This window comes from Metabacillus sp. SLBN-84 (assembly GCF_053629595.1).
The window spans coordinates 2,532,952-2,547,757 of the sequence record NZ_JBRJIP010000001.1 but is presented as its reverse complement, the minus strand read 5'-3'; the positions used below and the strand labels follow the sequence as shown (position 1 = coordinate 2,547,757).

The following is a 14,806-nucleotide window of genomic DNA, read 5'->3' as shown; positions in this document are numbered from 1 at the left end:
ATAAAGAAACGAATGAGAAACGGTGGGATGCATATATGGAGATTGGCATTATCGGCTCAGGCTCTGTGGGAATGCTCTGTGCAGCTTACTTGGCTAAAGAGCACAATGTCACAGTTTACACGAGAAGAAAAGAACAGTCAGACCTGATCAATGAAAAAGGAATAATCCTTCTGCAGGGAGATCAGAAAACAACTGTTAAAGATGTGAAAGCATGTTCCGGCAGGGACTTCAAAGAGCCGCTGCTGATGATAGCCGTCAAGCAGTATCAGCTTGGCGATGTTCTTCCTTCATTGAAAGAAATGAAAGAAAGGAAAAACCTCCTGTTTCTGCAAAATGGCATGTCTCATATCCCTCTGCTGAAATCTCTTGATGGACATAATGTCTATATCGGCTCTGTTGAGCATGGATCTTTAAAGTCGGGTGATGCGACTGTCGCGCATACGGGTGCGGGTGTCATTAAAGTCAGTTCTCTATTCCCTGATCAGCCTCCTCTACCACTTACGGCCATTGATTCAGAACGTTTCCCGTTTGAAGCTGTTAAGGACTGGAGAGAAGCACATTCAAGAAAGCTGCTTGCAAATGCAGTTATTAATCCGCTGACAGCCCTTTTAAAAGTGAAAAACGGTGAGCTTATTGAAAGCCCTCATTACAGAAGGATGGCTAAATCTGTATTTAAAGAAGCTATCGGGATTTTAGATATGTCTGATGAAAATGCTGAGTGGGAAAAAGTGATGGAGATCTGCAAAAGGACGGCGGAGAACAGGTCCTCTATGCTCAGGGATGTGGAAGCATCCCGAAAAACAGAGATTGACGGGATTATCGGCTATTTGCTTGATGAGGCAAAAAAGCAGAATAAGCCGGTTCCGCTGCTTGAATTTTTGTATCATGCTGTTAAAGGCGGAGAAAAGGAATGATCGGCGAGTGGTTCATCAATCTCGCAGCATTTGCCGTGTCTCTTCCGTTGCTAACTTTCCTCATTCTGGTCGCTGTTTTATCAGCGGTAACGGGAAATGTAAAAAGGGGCATGCTGTATGCAGCAGATGCTGCTGTCGTTCTGTTTGCGCTCTCCATTTATTTTAAATTGCTTGTTTTATCTGATACATCTGTTTATGGAGGCGTTTTTCTGTTTCTGCTGGTTGTGATGTTTGCTGTCCTCATTTATATGATAAGATCCAGCTCATCTGTTCCGCTGTCAAAAGCCTTTAAAAAGTGCTGGCGATTTTCTTTTCTGATTCTCCTTCCGCTCTCAACCATTCTTGCGGTATTCGGAGCAGTAAGAGGGATACTTGAATATATCTGAAGGTGCAGGCAAAGTCTTTTTCTTTTCAGCCGGATAAATGCTATACTCTTCTCGGATGCTTACATAACCCGGAAAGGAAGTTTACACAAATGGAGATTACTGACCTCTCCCTTCGCCATTCGAACCGATTAGTCGAAGATCTGATCAGCGGCAGGCTGAATACAGAGGACTACTTTGACTACAGCATTACGGATGACACCGTTTATGAAAAAAGAGTGAAGGACTTAAAAAATAGAACATTCGCAAGAGAAGAGCTGTCCTCCTATCTTTTGAGTTACCACCAAAAGCATTTTCAGGACAAAGAACCTGTGATCCGTAATATAGAGCGTTTAAAAGATCCGGAAAGTCTTGTTGTCGTCGGGGGACAGCAGGCGGGTCTTTTGACAGGACCGCTCTATACGATTCACAAAATCATTTCAATTCTCGTCCTTGCAGAACAGCAGGAAGCAAAGCTGTCTGTTCCGGTCATTCCAGTCTTCTGGGTAGCGGGGTGAGGATCATGATTTTGCTGAGGTCAATCATCTGCATGTCTCTCAAAACGGGGTTATCAAGAAGAAGGCTGTTAAAACAGCGATGAATGAAAAGATTCCTGTGTTCTATAAACCTATCGACCACGCGGAATGCTGGAACTTTATCTGCTCTGTTTTTGAAACATACGGGGAAACGGACTATACAATGGAGCTGATGAACAGCCTCAAACAAACGCTGTCTGTTTCAGCCACTTATACGGAGTTTTTCGAACATCTTACATATGAAATGTTTTCGGATTACGGATTGGTGCTGATCAACTCTTCAGATCCTGAGCTCAGAAAAATGGAAGCAGGATTTTTTCAGCATTTAATCATGAAAAATGAAGAGCTGTCTGAGAGCCTTTCAGCTCAGCAGGCATACATGACTGAAGCTGGTTACAAGCCAATCATTGAAGCTGATCACGCGAGCGCAAATCTTTTCTTCCATGACAGCAAAGGTGACCGTCTGCTTCTTAAGCGTACAGATGATTCCGTCTTTACTGCCGAAGGTCTGTCGTATACTGAGGCAGAGCTTAAGCAGTTCGCAGAACAATATCCGGAGAGACTGAGCAACAATGTTGTCACAAGGCCGCTTATGCAGGAATATCTTCTTCCGACACTTGCCTTTATCGCAGGGCCGGGAGAAATTTCTTACTGGGCAGAGCTTAAGAGAGTATTTGAAACAGCAGGCTTTTTCATGCCGCCAGTAGTGCCAAGGCTGAATATCACCTTTGTTGAACGGTCCATCGAATCGGACATGAGGGACGTTTCACTTACGCTCGACGACCTGTTTTCAAAAGGGGCTGACAAAGTCCGGGAAGAGTGGCTTGCTAAAATGGAACCTTCTCAGCTGACCCCTGAAATTTCTCAAGCCAAGACGGAGATTGAACGGATTCACAAAAGCCTTCGGGAGTCGGCAGTCGCTAAAGACGCAAGCCTTCAGCCGTTTCTTGAAAAAAATGCATTTTTTATTCAGGCACAGCTTGATTTGCTTCAATCTCACGTCGACAAAAAAGTTCAGCAAAAGCACCGCGCAGAATTGGATAAATTCACAAGAATCGCGAAATCTCTTCAGCCAAATGGCGGATTTCAAGAGAGAACATGGAATATTTACTATTATTTGAATAAATATGGACCTGATTTTCTGCACGAAATCGTGAAGCTTCGCTATTCTTTTAACTCCCATCATAAAGTTGTCAAAATTTAAAGAACGAATTTCTGAAATCCTGTGGAATACAGGGTTTTTTTTTATGAAAAGAACGTGTAGAATAGGAAGTGGGGAGAAGTGGGGGGAAGTGGTGACCGAAAGAAAGAAAGTGGGGCGACGGACATGTTCATGGGTGAATATCATCACACGATAGATGCAAAAGGCCGCATGATCGTTCCAGCCAAATTCCGCGAAGAACTCGGAGAAACTTTCGTCATCACCAGAGGACTCGATCAATGCTTGTTCGGATATCCGATGAGTGAATGGAAAATGATCGAGGAAAAGCTGAAGGCCCTTCCATTAACAAAAAAAGACGCACGGGCATTTACAAGATTTTTCTTCTCGGGTGCTGTTGAATGCGAAATTGACAAACAGGGGCGCATTAACTTGGCTGCACCGCTTCTGCAGTATGCAAAGCTTGAAAAAGAGTGTGTTGTTATCGGAGTATCAAATCGGATCGAACTTTGGGATCAGGCAATTTGGGATACATATGTAGCCGAACAGGAAGATTCATTTGCCGAAATTGCTGAAAATATGATTGGTTTTGATATATAATAATCTCTTGTGCAACAATGAGTAATAGCAATGTCAAAATCAGCATCTCAAGTACGTACGAATCTGATAAAGGTGGTAGCAGCAATGTTTCAACATAAAACAGTATTATTGCATGAAACGGTAGATGGTTTGAACATTAAAGAAGATGGGGTATATGTCGACTGCACATTAGGCGGAGCGGGACACAGTTCTTACTTGCTGTCCAAGCTTTCAAAAAAGGGGCACCTTTTCGCTTTTGACCAGGACGATGCAGCCCTCTCGCATGCAAAAAAGCTATTAGAGTCCTACAAAGGACAAGTAACATTTATTAAAAGCAATTTCAGACATTTAAAAGCAGAACTTGAAAACCTTGGTGTAACAGAGGTTGACGGCATTTTATTCGACCTCGGAGTTTCATCGCCGCAATTAGATACACCTGAGAGAGGCTTCAGCTATCATCATGACGCACCTCTTGATATGAGAATGGATCAGAACGCAAGGACTTCCGCTTATGATGTCGTGAATGGGTGGACCTATGAAGAACTGGTTAAAATCTTCTTCAGATACGGAGAAGAAAAGTTCTCTAAACAAGTAGCAAGGAAAATTGAAGCTGCAAGGGAAATTCAGCCGATCCGGACGACCGGAGAGCTGGTGGAACTAATTAAGGATGCCATTCCCGCACCTGCAAGGCGCAAAGGCGGACATCCTGCCAAACGGATTTTTCAGGCGATCCGAATTGCGGTAAATGATGAATTGAAAGTGTTTGAAGAAGCGATTGGACAAGCAGTTGAAATGATTAAACCCGGCGGCAGAGTCAGTGTCATTACCTTCCATTCTTTAGAGGACCGAATCTGCAAGACGGCATTCAAGCAAGCTGCTTCATTACCGGAACTGCCTCCTAATTTGCCGGTCATACCTGATGAATTCAAGCCTAAAGTGAAACTGATCACAAGAAAACCGATTACACCATCTGAAGAAGAGCTTGAAGAAAACAATCGTGCAAGATCAGCCAAGCTGCGAATACTTGAAAAACTGTAAGAAATAGATGAAACGAGGGGGTTTTGTTCATGAGTAATTTAGCTGTGAAAATCCAGCAGCAAAGGCAAGAGCAGCATAAGCAAATGCCCGAACAGCAGCAATCGGTGGTCATCAAAAGAAGACCTACAATTACAATCGGCGAAAAAGTGCTGATCGTTGCCTTTTTATCTGTTCTGCTGTTTGCAGCCATCCAAATTGTTTCAAATAGCGTCACGGTCTACAAGGGAAATGTGGCCGTTCAGAAAATCGAAGCAAAAATCCAGGATCAGCAGAAGGTAAACGCAGATCTTGGCGTACAGGTTAAAGAACTAAGCAGCTATGAGCGCATTATGGGCATAGCTAAAGGCCTCGGACTTGAGCTTGATACGAATAAAGTGAAAGTAGTAAATGACTAATCATGAATCAGCCGAAAAATATCAATATGAACAGAGGAGCAGCAATATTAACCTTAATATTTGCATTGCTCTTTTTTGTCTTAGTCATCCGTTTCTTGTATTTGCAGACAACAGGCGAAGTAAATGGGGAAGTCCTTGCCGCAAGGGCACAGGAACAGTATGAAAGAAAGCGGACAATTGAAGCTAGCAGGGGCTCCATTGTGGACAGAAAAGGCGAAGTGATTGCCGAGGATACAAATACGTACACTTTGATCGCTGTACTTGACGATAAAATGTCCACTTCTCCCAAAAAACCTAAACATGTGGTTGATCCTGAGGAAACGGCGGAAAAGCTTGCTCCCCTCCTGGATATGGAAAACAGTGAAGTCCGGGATATCCTTGAGAGAGAAGCGTTTCAGGTGGAATTTGGATCAGCGGGCAGAAATATCAGTCATTCACTCAAAGTGAAAATTGAGAAATTAAACCTTCCGGGCATCGGGTTTATCCGTGATACGCACAGGTATTATCCAAACGGCACCTTTGCCTCGCATATTATCGGATATGCGCAGCGGGAAGAAGGAACCACAAAAACCGTCGGAATGTTCGGTTTGGAAAAAAGCCTGGATAAGTACCTTCAGGAAAAAGACGGATATATGGCATATGAAGGCGACAAGCAGGGGTTCAAGCTTCCAAACGGCGAGGAAAAGATTATTGCTCCCGATAATGGAGATACGGTCTATCTGACACTCGACCAAAAGATTCAGACATTCCTTGAGGATGCGATGAACGAAGCAGCCGAAGAATATGAACCTGAAAAAATCATCGGGATTGTAGCAGATCCGAAAACAGGGAAAATACTGGCGATGGGGCAGCGCCCAAGCTTTGATCCAAACGTCCGTGATATTAACAACTATTATAATGATGCAGTCGCCTATCCTTTTGAGCCCGGCTCAACAATGAAGATCTTTACTGTGGCAGCAGCTATAGAGGAGGGTGTCTTCAATAGGGACGAACTGTATAAATCTGGCGCCTATAAAGTAGAAGGCGGAAGAATCCGTGACCATAACAAAACCGGATGGGGGACGATTACCTTCCTTGAAGGTGTGCAGAGATCCTCTAACGTTGCAATGGCTATCCTTGCAAAAGAAAAGCTTGGTCCTGACCGCTTTATGAATTACATGGAGAAATTCGGACTGAATCAAAAAACGGGAATCGATCTTCCCAATGAAGCAAACGGAGTCTTCAACTATAAATATGATATTGAAAAAGTAACAACCTCTTTCGGCCAGGGGTCCACTGTAACGCCTATTCAGCAGGTGCAGGCAGCTACAGCGATTGCTAACGGCGGCAAAATGATGAAGCCTTACATCATTGATAAAATTGTTGATCCGGACAGCGGGAAAACGGTAAAAGAAAACAAACCGCAAACAGCGGGAACGCCGATTTCGGAAAAAACCTCAAAAGAAGTACTGGACATACTTGAAACGGTCGTAAGTTCCGAAAAGGGCACAGGAAAACCATACAAAATTGAGGGCTATAGTGTGGCCGGCAAAACAGGAACGGCCCAGATGGCAGGCAGTGATGGAAGATATCTGACTGGAAAAAACAATTTTGTATTCTCATTCCTCGGAATGGCGCCGAAAGAAGACCCTGAACTCCTTGTTTATGTAGCGGTGCAAAAGCCGCAGCTTAAAGATACGGAAACAGGTTCAATGCCTGTATCGACGGTGTTTAACTCGGTTATGAAAAACAGTCTTCAGTATATGAAAATTCAGCCGTCTGAAGAAGTGGAGGAAGAACCGGAAAAAGCGGAGACAGAAGTAGGCTCTGCGCTTCCTTCTTTTGAAGGGGAAAGTGTCGAAGCAGCACAAAAATGGCTTGAGGACAATAAGATGAATGCCGTCATCCTCGGCAGCAGCAATGAAGTGAGCGAACAATATCCCGAAGAAGATTCAAGATTGATCGCAAACGGGCGTGTTTTTCTTAAAACAGACGGGAAAATGTCCATGCCTGATCTCACCGGATGGTCATCGCGGGATATTATGAAGCTTGCCAATTTCCTGGATTTAGAGCTCCAGTTAAAAGGAAATGGCTATGCGGTATCGCAAACGATCACTAAAGGTCAACGTGTTCAGAAAAATGACAGGCTGACGGTGAAACTTCAAAGTCCAGCGGGGGCATCTGAAGGCGAAACTGCAGAATTTGAAGAAGAAACTGCTGAGTCTGAAGAGGCTGAAACTGAATAAGCTTAAACAAAATAAGAGAGGGCCCGGACCGCTTTGGACGGGCTCTCTTTTTGCTTTTTCCGAGTTGTCCAGTCAAAGTTCTAGCACTCACGGTACAAGCATATATTTGAACGAGCCTTGATAAGGGGGAAAAAATATATGCGTGTTTCAAATGTGACGGTGCGCAAACGACTTGCGATGGTGCTGATGTTTGGTTTTTTGATTTTTCTAATTATCGATATCCGCCTTGGATATGTTCAATTTTTTATAGGAGACAAACTGACAGCCCTGGCGAAGGATTCCTGGAGCCGGAACATTCCGTTTGAGCCGGAGAGGGGCGAGATTCTTGACAGGAACGGCGTGAAGCTTGCGACGAATATGAGTGCTCCGTCTGTTCTCGTTGTGCCGAGGCAGGTTGAGGACCCGGCGGGCACGGCAGAAAAGCTTGCAGCTGTATTAAATATGCCGAAAGAGCGGGCTTATCAACTTATCACCCAGAAGCAATCCATCCAGAGAATCAATCCCGAAGGGCGCAAAATTTCTCATGAAAAAGCAAAAGAACTCAGGGCGCTCGGTTTAAAAGGTGTATACATAGCGGAGGATTCAAAACGCCATTATCCGTTCGGCAGCTACCTCTCGCACGTCCTCGGATTTGCAGGCATTGATAATCAGGGCCTCCTTGGACTGGAGTCGTATTATGATGAACAGCTGAAAGGAACAAAGGGATATGTGAAGTTTTATTCTGATGCTAAAGGAAAGAGGATGCCAAAAGAGGCGGATGAATATACCGCACCGGTGGATGGCCTGAATTTAAAACTGACAATCGATTCAAAAGTGCAGACGATCGTAGAGAGGGAACTCGATAATGCACAGGCGCAATACAATCCAGACGGCATGATTGCGATCGCGATGAATCCGAAAAACGGCGAAATTCTGGCGATGTCAAGCAGACCTGATTTTGATCCGGCGGATTTCCGGAATGTCGATCCGCTCATCTATAACCGAAATCTCCCTGTGTGGAGTTCTTATGAACCTGGTTCAACATTTAAAATCATTACACTTGCAGCTGCACTTGAAGAGAAAAAAGTAGATTTGCAGAAAGAGCATTTTCATGATGGGGGTTCAGTGGAGGTCGGCGGAGCCAGATTAAAGTGCTGGAAGCGCGGAGGACACGGGAGCCAGTCTTTCCTTGAAGTGGTACAGAACTCATGTAACCCCGGTTTTGTAGAGCTTGGTCAAAGACTTGGAACCAGCACCCTTTTTAAATACATCCAAAACTTCGGCTTTGGCCAGAAAACAGGGATTGATCTTCAGGGAGAGGCAAGGGGAATCCTGTTTGATGTTAAAAATGTAGGACCAGTGGAACAGGCAACGACCGCATTCGGACAGGGGGTATCCGTTACACCGATCCAGCAGGTTGCAGCCGTAGCTGCAGCTGTAAATGGCGGTACGCTTTACACCCCGTATATAGCTAAAGAATGGATCGACCCTGTTACAGGAGATGTGATCAGCAGCACAGAACCAGAAGCAAAGCGCAAAGTCATTTCCGAAGAAACGTCGAAGCAAATCAGATATGCACTTGAAAGTGTAGTAGCCCAAGGAACAGGGAAAAACGCATTTGTTGAGGGGTACCGTGTAGGAGGTAAAACAGGAACAGCTCAAAAAGTAAAAGACGGTGTCTATATGAAAAACAATTATATTGTTTCATTCATTGGATTTGCTCCGGCAGATGACCCGGAAATCGTCGTTTATACAGCAGTCGATAATCCTAAGGGCACTGTGCAGTTCGGGGGAACGGTTGCAGCCCCGATTGTCGGAAACATTATGGAAGACAGTCTGAGGGAGCTTGGAGTGAAACCGCGGAAAAACCAAATCGAGAAGGAATACACATGGCTAGACACAAAACTTGTGAGCGTTCCGAATGTTGTAGGGCTTACAGCGCAGGAACTCAGGGAGCAGATGGTGAATCTCAAACTTGATATCGCAGGATCCGGAGATACAGTTGTTCAGCAGTCGCCTCAGGCAGGTGTAAAGGTGAAAGAAGGGTCAACACTTCGTCTTTATTTGGGAAAAGGAAGCAAAAAATCAGAAGACAATGACTAAACGCATATGTTCTGAAGCCGGCATTCACAAAACGTGACTGCCTCGCTTTTGTTTGGGGAGAAACAGCTCTGCCCCCGCACATTTTTTAGTGCGGATATGGCTCTTTTACCGAAGATAAGATAAAATAGGTACTGTGCGTTTTTCTGACAACAGGATGACCGTAAGCCGGTATGCCGGCAGGCTGTTTTTGTAAAATGGGGATTTGCTGCACGACTAAAATAAAGACAGAAACTATTGTTGGTTCTTGAGAGGATTTGGTGAAAATGAAATTACACACACTGCTTTCGCAGCTTCAGAATATAAAATGGAATGTGGAGGAAAATCCGGAAATTCTCTCGATTGAAATGGATTCAAGGGAAGTAAAGCAGGACAGCTTATTTATCTGCATCAGCGGATATACGGTTGACGGACACGATTATGCAGAGCAGGCCGTCAGAAACGGCGCAGCTGCGGTTTTATCTGAGAAACCTTTAAACCTTTCTGTTCCGGTTATTGTTGTTAAAAATACAAAACGGGCGATGGCGCTTCTTGCCGATGCTTTTTACGGCCATCCAACACAAGGCATGCATCTGATCGGCGTAACAGGTACAAACGGAAAAACATCAACAACACACCTGATTGAGAAGATTCTGCAAAATGCAGGGAAGACGACCGGTTTGATCGGAACGATGTACATAAAGATTGGCGATGAAGAACTGAGTGTCAAAAATACGACACCTGAGAGCCTGACCCTTCAAAAAACATTCCGTACAATGGCAGATAAAGGAGTAAGCCACGGTGTTATGGAGGTTTCATCTCACGCTCTCCATATGGGCCGCGTCCATGGATGTGACTATGATGTAGCCGTGTTTACAAACCTTACCCAGGATCACCTGGATTATCACGAGACGATGGATGCGTACCGTGCAGCCAAAGGCCTCCTGTTTTCTCAGCTTGGAAATACATTTAACCCGGATAAGCCCAAAACGGCGGTTTTAAATGCAGATGATCCTGCATCAGGCGAATTTATGAGCATGACAGCAGCCCATATTCTCACATACGGGATTGATTCTGAGTCCGATGTATCTGCACAAAACATCGTCATGTCCCCAAGCGGAACGGCATTTGACCTTGTCACACCGTTTGGCTCACAGCACATCAAAATGAAGCTCATCGGCAAATTCAGCATTTACAACGCTCTCGCTGCTGCTTCGGCATGTCTTGCTTCTGGTGTAAGCCTTGAGATTGTTGCCGGGACACTGGCTGAGATTGAAGGGGTAAGAGGCAGATTTGAAGTCGTTGACGGGGGCCAGGATTTCTCTGTCATCGTTGATTATGCCCATACACCTGACAGTCTTGAAAATGTCCTGAAAACAGTTAAGCAATTTGCCAAAGGGAAAACGTTTGTGATTGTCGGATGCGGAGGGGACAGAGACAGGACGAAGCGGGCCATTATGGCGCAAATAGCTGTCAAGTATGCAGAAGAACCCATTTTCACATCTGATAATCCAAGAAGCGAGGAGCCTGCTACTATCCTTAAGGAAATGGAAGAAGGTGTTGCAGGAGCCTATTTCCATAAGATTGAAAAGAGAGAAGAGGCCATTTTTTACGCAGTAAATGAAGCAAAAGCGGGGGATGTGATCCTGATTGCAGGAAAGGGTCATGAAACGTATCAGATTATCGGGTCAGAGGTATTCGATTTTGATGACCGCGAGGTTGCTCTGCGTGCGGTACAATTTAAATTAAATCAATAACCGGCGGACTTATCCGTACTATATGAATGAATCAGGGACGCTCAGGCTTACGGGCCAGCGTCCTGCAGTGATACCAGGGAGGATCTATACATGCTTGAACAAATCATCATCTTTACAATACTAATGGGCTTTTTAATCAGTGTTCTGATATCTCCCATCTTTATCCCTTTCTTAAGAAGGCTTAAATTCGGACAGAGCATCAGGGATGAAGGGCCAAAATCGCATCAGAAGAAATCAGGAACGCCTACAATGGGCGGCATCATGATTATCTTGTCTGTCATTGTGACAACTATTGTCATGAGTTATAAATTTGCAGAACCAAGTGTTGAAATGTATTTGCTTTTATTTGTTACGTTCGGTTACGGCCTTCTCGGGTTTTTGGATGATTTCATCAAAGTTGTGATGAAGCGCAACCTCGGCCTTACATCGAAACAAAAGCTGCTCGGGCAAATCATTATTGCAGTTATTTTCTATATTGTTTTCAGACAGTTTGGATTCTCTTCAGAGGTCCGCATTCCGGGTACGGAGCTCGGTGTTGATCTTGGATGGGCCTATGTGCTGCTTATTGTCTTCATGCTTGTCGGCGGCTCTAATGCAGTTAACTTGACGGATGGTCTTGACGGTCTGCTTTCAGGTACAGCTGCCATTGCGTTTGGAGCATTTGCTGTTCTCGCATGGAATCAATCTCAATATGATGTGGCCATTTTCTCTGTAGCAGTCGTAGGGGCTGTTCTTGGATTTCTCGTATTTAATGCTCACCCCGCAAAAGTATTTATGGGAGATACAGGATCTCTTGCACTTGGCGGAGCAATCGTAACCATCGCCATTTTAACCAAGCTTGAAATCCTGCTTGTTCTGATCGGCGGAGTTTTTGTTATTGAAACTCTTTCCGTTATTATTCAGGTAATCTCTTTTAAAACGACAGGAAAGCGCGTTTTTAAGATGAGTCCCCTTCATCATCATTATGAACTGACAGGATGGTCGGAATGGAGAGTTGTTGTGACGTTCTGGTCAGTCGGACTGATTTTCGCCGTTCTTGGAATTTACGTAGAGGTGTGGTTATAAAATGAAACAAATTAACGACTTTAAAGACAAACATGTCCTTGTGCTAGGGCTCGCAAAAAGCGGCCTGGCTGCAGCAAGGCTCTTACATAAACTGGGTGCGCGCGTAACGGTTAATGATATGCTGCCGCTTGAAGAAAATGAATCAGCGCAGGAACTGCAGGCTATGGGGCTTAACGTGGTATGCGGAAGCCATCCGCCGGAACTCCTAGACGGGGCAGAATACATTGTGAAAAATCCCGGTATTCCATACTCAAACACTCTGCTTGCAAAAGCGCTGGAAAAGCAAATTCCAATCGTTACGGAGGTTGAACTTGCCTATTTAATTTCAGAAGCTGACATGATCGGCATTACCGGATCCAATGGGAAAACGACGACGACGACCCTTATCCATGAAATGCTGCTGTCTGACGGTAAAAAGTCACTCATCGCCGGCAACATCGGAACAGTCGCCTGTGAAGTGGCAGAGCAGGCAGACAAAGACAGCATCATCGTTACAGAGCTTTCTTCTTTTCAGCTGATGGGAACGAAAACATTCCGTCCTAAAATTGCCCTGATGCTGAACTTGTTTGATGCCCATCTTGATTATCACGGCACGAGGGAAGAATATGCTTCTGCAAAAGCAAGAATTTATGCTAACCAGCAGAACAGTGATTTTGCTGTTGTCAACGCGGATGATGCCGAGGTCGTAAAAGCAGCTGCTGCTGGTAATGGGGAAAAGATTTTCTTTTCTGTCAAGCAAGAGCTTGAATCAGGAGCGTACATTAAAAACGGCGCCGTTTGGTTTAACGATGAAAAAATCATTGATGTAAAAGAAATCGTTCTTCCAGGCAAACATAATCTTGAAAATATTCTCGCAGCTGTTTGTGCGGTGAAACTGAGCGGTGCTAAAACAGAAGCCATCCGCAAAGTGCTGACTTCCTTCAAAGGAGTGAAGCACCGTCTGCAGTTTATCCGCACGATAGGCGGAGTTAAATATTACAATGACTCAAAAGCTACAAATATACTGGCTACTTCAAAAGCTCTCCAGGCATTTGATGCACCGACCGTTTTACTTGCCGGCGGCCTTGACCGCGGCAATGAATTTGACGAACTGATCCCCTTCCTTGGGAATGTCAAAACTCTGATTACGTTTGGCCAGACTGCGCCAAAGCTTGAGAGAATAGCAGCGGATGCGGGAATAGAAGAGGTGAAACGTGTCGATAATGTTGAACAGGCGGCTTATGCGGCGTTCAGCTTATCTCAGGAAGGCGACATCGTACTCTTATCCCCGGCATGTGCAAGCTGGGATCAATATAAAACATTTGAACAAAGAGGAGACATGTTTGAGAACGCCGTGCATAAGCTAAAGTAAAGGGCTCGTACACGCGCCCTAATTCCATTATATTGGGGTGTTTGGCGTTGACGGCAAAAAGATCTGCACCGGACTTTATACTAGTCATTATCACGCTGCTCCTTCTGACGATTGGACTGATTATGGTATACAGTGCAAGCGCAGTGTGGGCAACGTATAAATTCGAAGATTCGTTTTTCTTTGCCAAGAGGCAGCTTTTGTTCGCAGGCGTCGGAGTCGTAGCCATGTTCTTCATTATGAATGTGGATTACTGGACGTGGAGAACCTGGGCGAAAATGCTTGTCATCGTCTGTTTTATCCTGCTTCTCGCTGTCCTTGTTCCCGGTATCGGGATGGAGAGAAACGGATCAAGAAGCTGGATTGGAGTAGGGGCTTTTTCCATACAGCCTTCTGAATTTATGAAGCTTGCAATGATTGCCTTTTTAGCTAAATTTCTATCGGAAAATCAAAAGAAAATAACCTCCTTTAAAAGAGGGCTTTTGCCGTCGCTGGCATTTGTTTTTACCGCATTCGCGCTGATCATGCTGCAGCCTGATCTCGGAACAGGAACGGTTATGGTCGGGACGTGCATTGTCATGATTTTTGTGGCAGGTGCAAGAATCAGTCATTTCGGTTTACTGGGGCTTCTTGGTGTGGCAGGGTTTGCAGCGCTGGTGCTTTCCGCACCTTACCGGATCAAACGGATTACATCGTTTTTAAATCCGTGGGAAGATCCTCTCGGAAGCGGCTTTCAGATTATCCAGTCATTATATGCAATCGGGCCGGGCGGTCTGTTTGGACTCGGCCTCGGGCAAAGCAGGCAGAAGTTCTTTTATCTGCCGGAGCCGCAGACAGATTTTATTTTCGCCATTCTTGCCGAGGAACTCGGGTTTATTGGCGGATCGCTGATTATTCTGCTGTTTGGCCTCCTGTTATGGCGCGGAGTGAGGATTGCGCTCGGAGCACCCGATCAGTACGGTTCATACCTTGCAATCGGCATTATAACAATGGTTGCCATACAGGTAATGATCAATATTGGAGTTGTAACAGGTCTAATGCCGGTAACAGGCATCACTCTGCCGTTTTTAAGCTACGGGGGCTCTTCGCTTACGCTGATGCTGATGGCAGTAGGTGTGCTGCTGAACATAAGCAGATATGCCAGGTATTGACGCTATACGAAACGGGGCCCTGTTGAAAAACAGGGTTCCTCGCGTTTTGCGGGAAAATGGCTGATTCTTAAGTCTATAAGAATCTAAAATGGATTGGGCATTGTGCTCATAGAATATAAAAAACATATAAAAAGGTTTTAACTGCGGTTTAAGAGGGAATAGAAGGTATTGTGCTTTTACCGGCTCCTTCTGACACAGCAGGGAAAATGACAAACAATT

12 protein-coding genes and 1 pseudogene are annotated in these 14,806 nt (G+C 44.9%); all 13 read left to right on the top strand.

Translation table 11 applies throughout. The features are described from left to right. The first annotated feature begins 35 nt into the window (after window positions 1-35). The 13 genes and pseudogenes from RKD52_RS12985 (at window position 36) to spoVE (ending at window position 14,587) form a co-directional block, all read left to right on the top strand. The gene (locus tag RKD52_RS12985) at window positions 36-914 is read left to right on the top strand and encodes a 2-dehydropantoate 2-reductase (RefSeq protein ID WP_454100028.1); all 879 of its coding nucleotides are present in this window, start codon (window positions 36-38) and stop codon (window positions 912-914) included. Continuing rightward, window positions 911-1,300 carry a DUF3397 family protein gene (locus RKD52_RS12980; protein WP_454100027.1) on the top strand — a complete coding sequence of 130 codons (390 nt, stop codon included), beginning with the start codon at window positions 911-913 and terminating at the stop codon, window positions 1,298-1,300. Before RKD52_RS12985 ends, RKD52_RS12980 begins: the two co-directional genes overlap by 4 nt. Before the next feature lie 89 nt (window positions 1,301-1,389). Then, window positions 1,390-1,794: a bacillithiol biosynthesis protein BshC gene (gene bshC / locus RKD52_RS12975; protein WP_454100026.1), complete on the top strand. Its 405-nt coding sequence runs from the start codon at window positions 1,390-1,392 to the stop codon at window positions 1,792-1,794. Window positions 1,795-1,804: 10 nt separating this feature from the next. Further along, window positions 1,805-3,016, top strand: a pseudogene (gene bshC, locus RKD52_RS12970) (bacillithiol biosynthesis cysteine-adding enzyme BshC); the annotation flags it as partial. Between the two features lie 123 nt (window positions 3,017-3,139). Then, entirely contained in the window at window positions 3,140-3,571 is a 432-nt protein-coding gene (gene mraZ, locus RKD52_RS12965; protein WP_454100025.1) for a division/cell wall cluster transcriptional repressor MraZ, read from the top strand. An 84-nt stretch (window positions 3,572-3,655) separates the two neighbouring features. After that, window positions 3,656-4,588: a 16S rRNA (cytosine(1402)-N(4))-methyltransferase RsmH gene (gene rsmH, locus RKD52_RS12960; protein WP_454100024.1), complete on the top strand. Its 933-nt coding sequence runs from the start codon at window positions 3,656-3,658 to the stop codon at window positions 4,586-4,588. A gap of 29 nt (window positions 4,589-4,617) precedes the next feature. Further along, on the top strand, window positions 4,618-4,983 hold the full coding sequence (gene ftsL, locus RKD52_RS12955; RefSeq protein WP_454100023.1) for a cell division protein FtsL: 366 nt from the start codon (window positions 4,618-4,620) through the stop codon (window positions 4,981-4,983). A 2-nt stretch (window positions 4,984-4,985) separates the two neighbouring features. Further along, window positions 4,986-7,208, top strand: a complete 2,223-nt coding sequence (locus tag RKD52_RS12950) for a penicillin-binding protein (RefSeq protein ID WP_454100022.1) — start codon at window positions 4,986-4,988, stop codon at window positions 7,206-7,208. Window positions 7,209-7,346: 138 nt separating this feature from the next. Continuing rightward, window positions 7,347-9,290, top strand: a complete 1,944-nt coding sequence (locus RKD52_RS12945) for a stage V sporulation protein D (RefSeq protein ID WP_454100021.1) — start codon at window positions 7,347-7,349, stop codon at window positions 9,288-9,290. 263 nt (window positions 9,291-9,553) lie between these two features. Next, window positions 9,554-11,023: a UDP-N-acetylmuramoyl-L-alanyl-D-glutamate--2,6-diaminopimelate ligase gene (locus RKD52_RS12940; protein ID WP_454100020.1), complete on the top strand. Its 1,470-nt coding sequence runs from the start codon at window positions 9,554-9,556 to the stop codon at window positions 11,021-11,023. Between the two features lie 90 nt (window positions 11,024-11,113). Beyond that, the gene (gene mraY / locus RKD52_RS12935; RefSeq protein WP_203290119.1) at window positions 11,114-12,088 is read left to right on the top strand and encodes a phospho-N-acetylmuramoyl-pentapeptide-transferase; all 975 of its coding nucleotides are present in this window, start codon (window positions 11,114-11,116) and stop codon (window positions 12,086-12,088) included. 1 nt (window position 12,089) lies between these two features. Continuing rightward, the gene (gene murD / locus RKD52_RS12930) at window positions 12,090-13,439 is read left to right on the top strand and encodes a UDP-N-acetylmuramoyl-L-alanine--D-glutamate ligase (protein ID WP_454100019.1); all 1,350 of its coding nucleotides are present in this window, start codon (window positions 12,090-12,092) and stop codon (window positions 13,437-13,439) included. A 47-nt stretch (window positions 13,440-13,486) separates the two neighbouring features. Then, window positions 13,487-14,587 carry a stage V sporulation protein E gene (spoVE, locus tag RKD52_RS12925; protein WP_029285012.1) on the top strand — a complete coding sequence of 367 codons (1,101 nt, stop codon included), beginning with the start codon at window positions 13,487-13,489 and terminating at the stop codon, window positions 14,585-14,587. The last annotated feature ends 219 nt before the right edge of the window (window positions 14,588-14,806 follow it).

Bases quoted from the DNA above. Each gene is read 5' to 3' on its own strand.
- RKD52_RS12945 (WP_454100021.1), top strand. From the start codon at position 7,347: ATGCGTGTTTCAAATGTGACGGTGCGCAAACGACTTGCGATGGTGCTG.
- mraY (WP_203290119.1), top strand. From the start codon at position 11,114: ATGCTTGAACAAATCATCATCTTTACAATACTAATGGGCTTTTTAATC.
- RKD52_RS12950 (WP_454100022.1), top strand. From the start codon at position 4,986: ATGAATCAGCCGAAAAATATCAATATGAACAGAGGAGCAGCAATATTA.
- murD (WP_454100019.1), top strand. From the start codon at position 12,090: ATGAAACAAATTAACGACTTTAAAGACAAACATGTCCTTGTGCTAGGG.
- RKD52_RS12940 (WP_454100020.1), top strand. From the start codon at position 9,554: ATGAAATTACACACACTGCTTTCGCAGCTTCAGAATATAAAATGGAAT.
- RKD52_RS12985 (WP_454100028.1), top strand. From the start codon at position 36: ATGGAGATTGGCATTATCGGCTCAGGCTCTGTGGGAATGCTCTGTGCA.
- bshC (WP_454100026.1), top strand. From the start codon at position 1,390: ATGGAGATTACTGACCTCTCCCTTCGCCATTCGAACCGATTAGTCGAA.
- ftsL (WP_454100023.1), top strand. From the start codon at position 4,618: ATGAGTAATTTAGCTGTGAAAATCCAGCAGCAAAGGCAAGAGCAGCAT.
- RKD52_RS12980 (WP_454100027.1), top strand. From the start codon at position 911: ATGATCGGCGAGTGGTTCATCAATCTCGCAGCATTTGCCGTGTCTCTT.
- rsmH (WP_454100024.1), top strand. From the start codon at position 3,656: ATGTTTCAACATAAAACAGTATTATTGCATGAAACGGTAGATGGTTTG.
- mraZ (WP_454100025.1), top strand. From the start codon at position 3,140: ATGTTCATGGGTGAATATCATCACACGATAGATGCAAAAGGCCGCATG.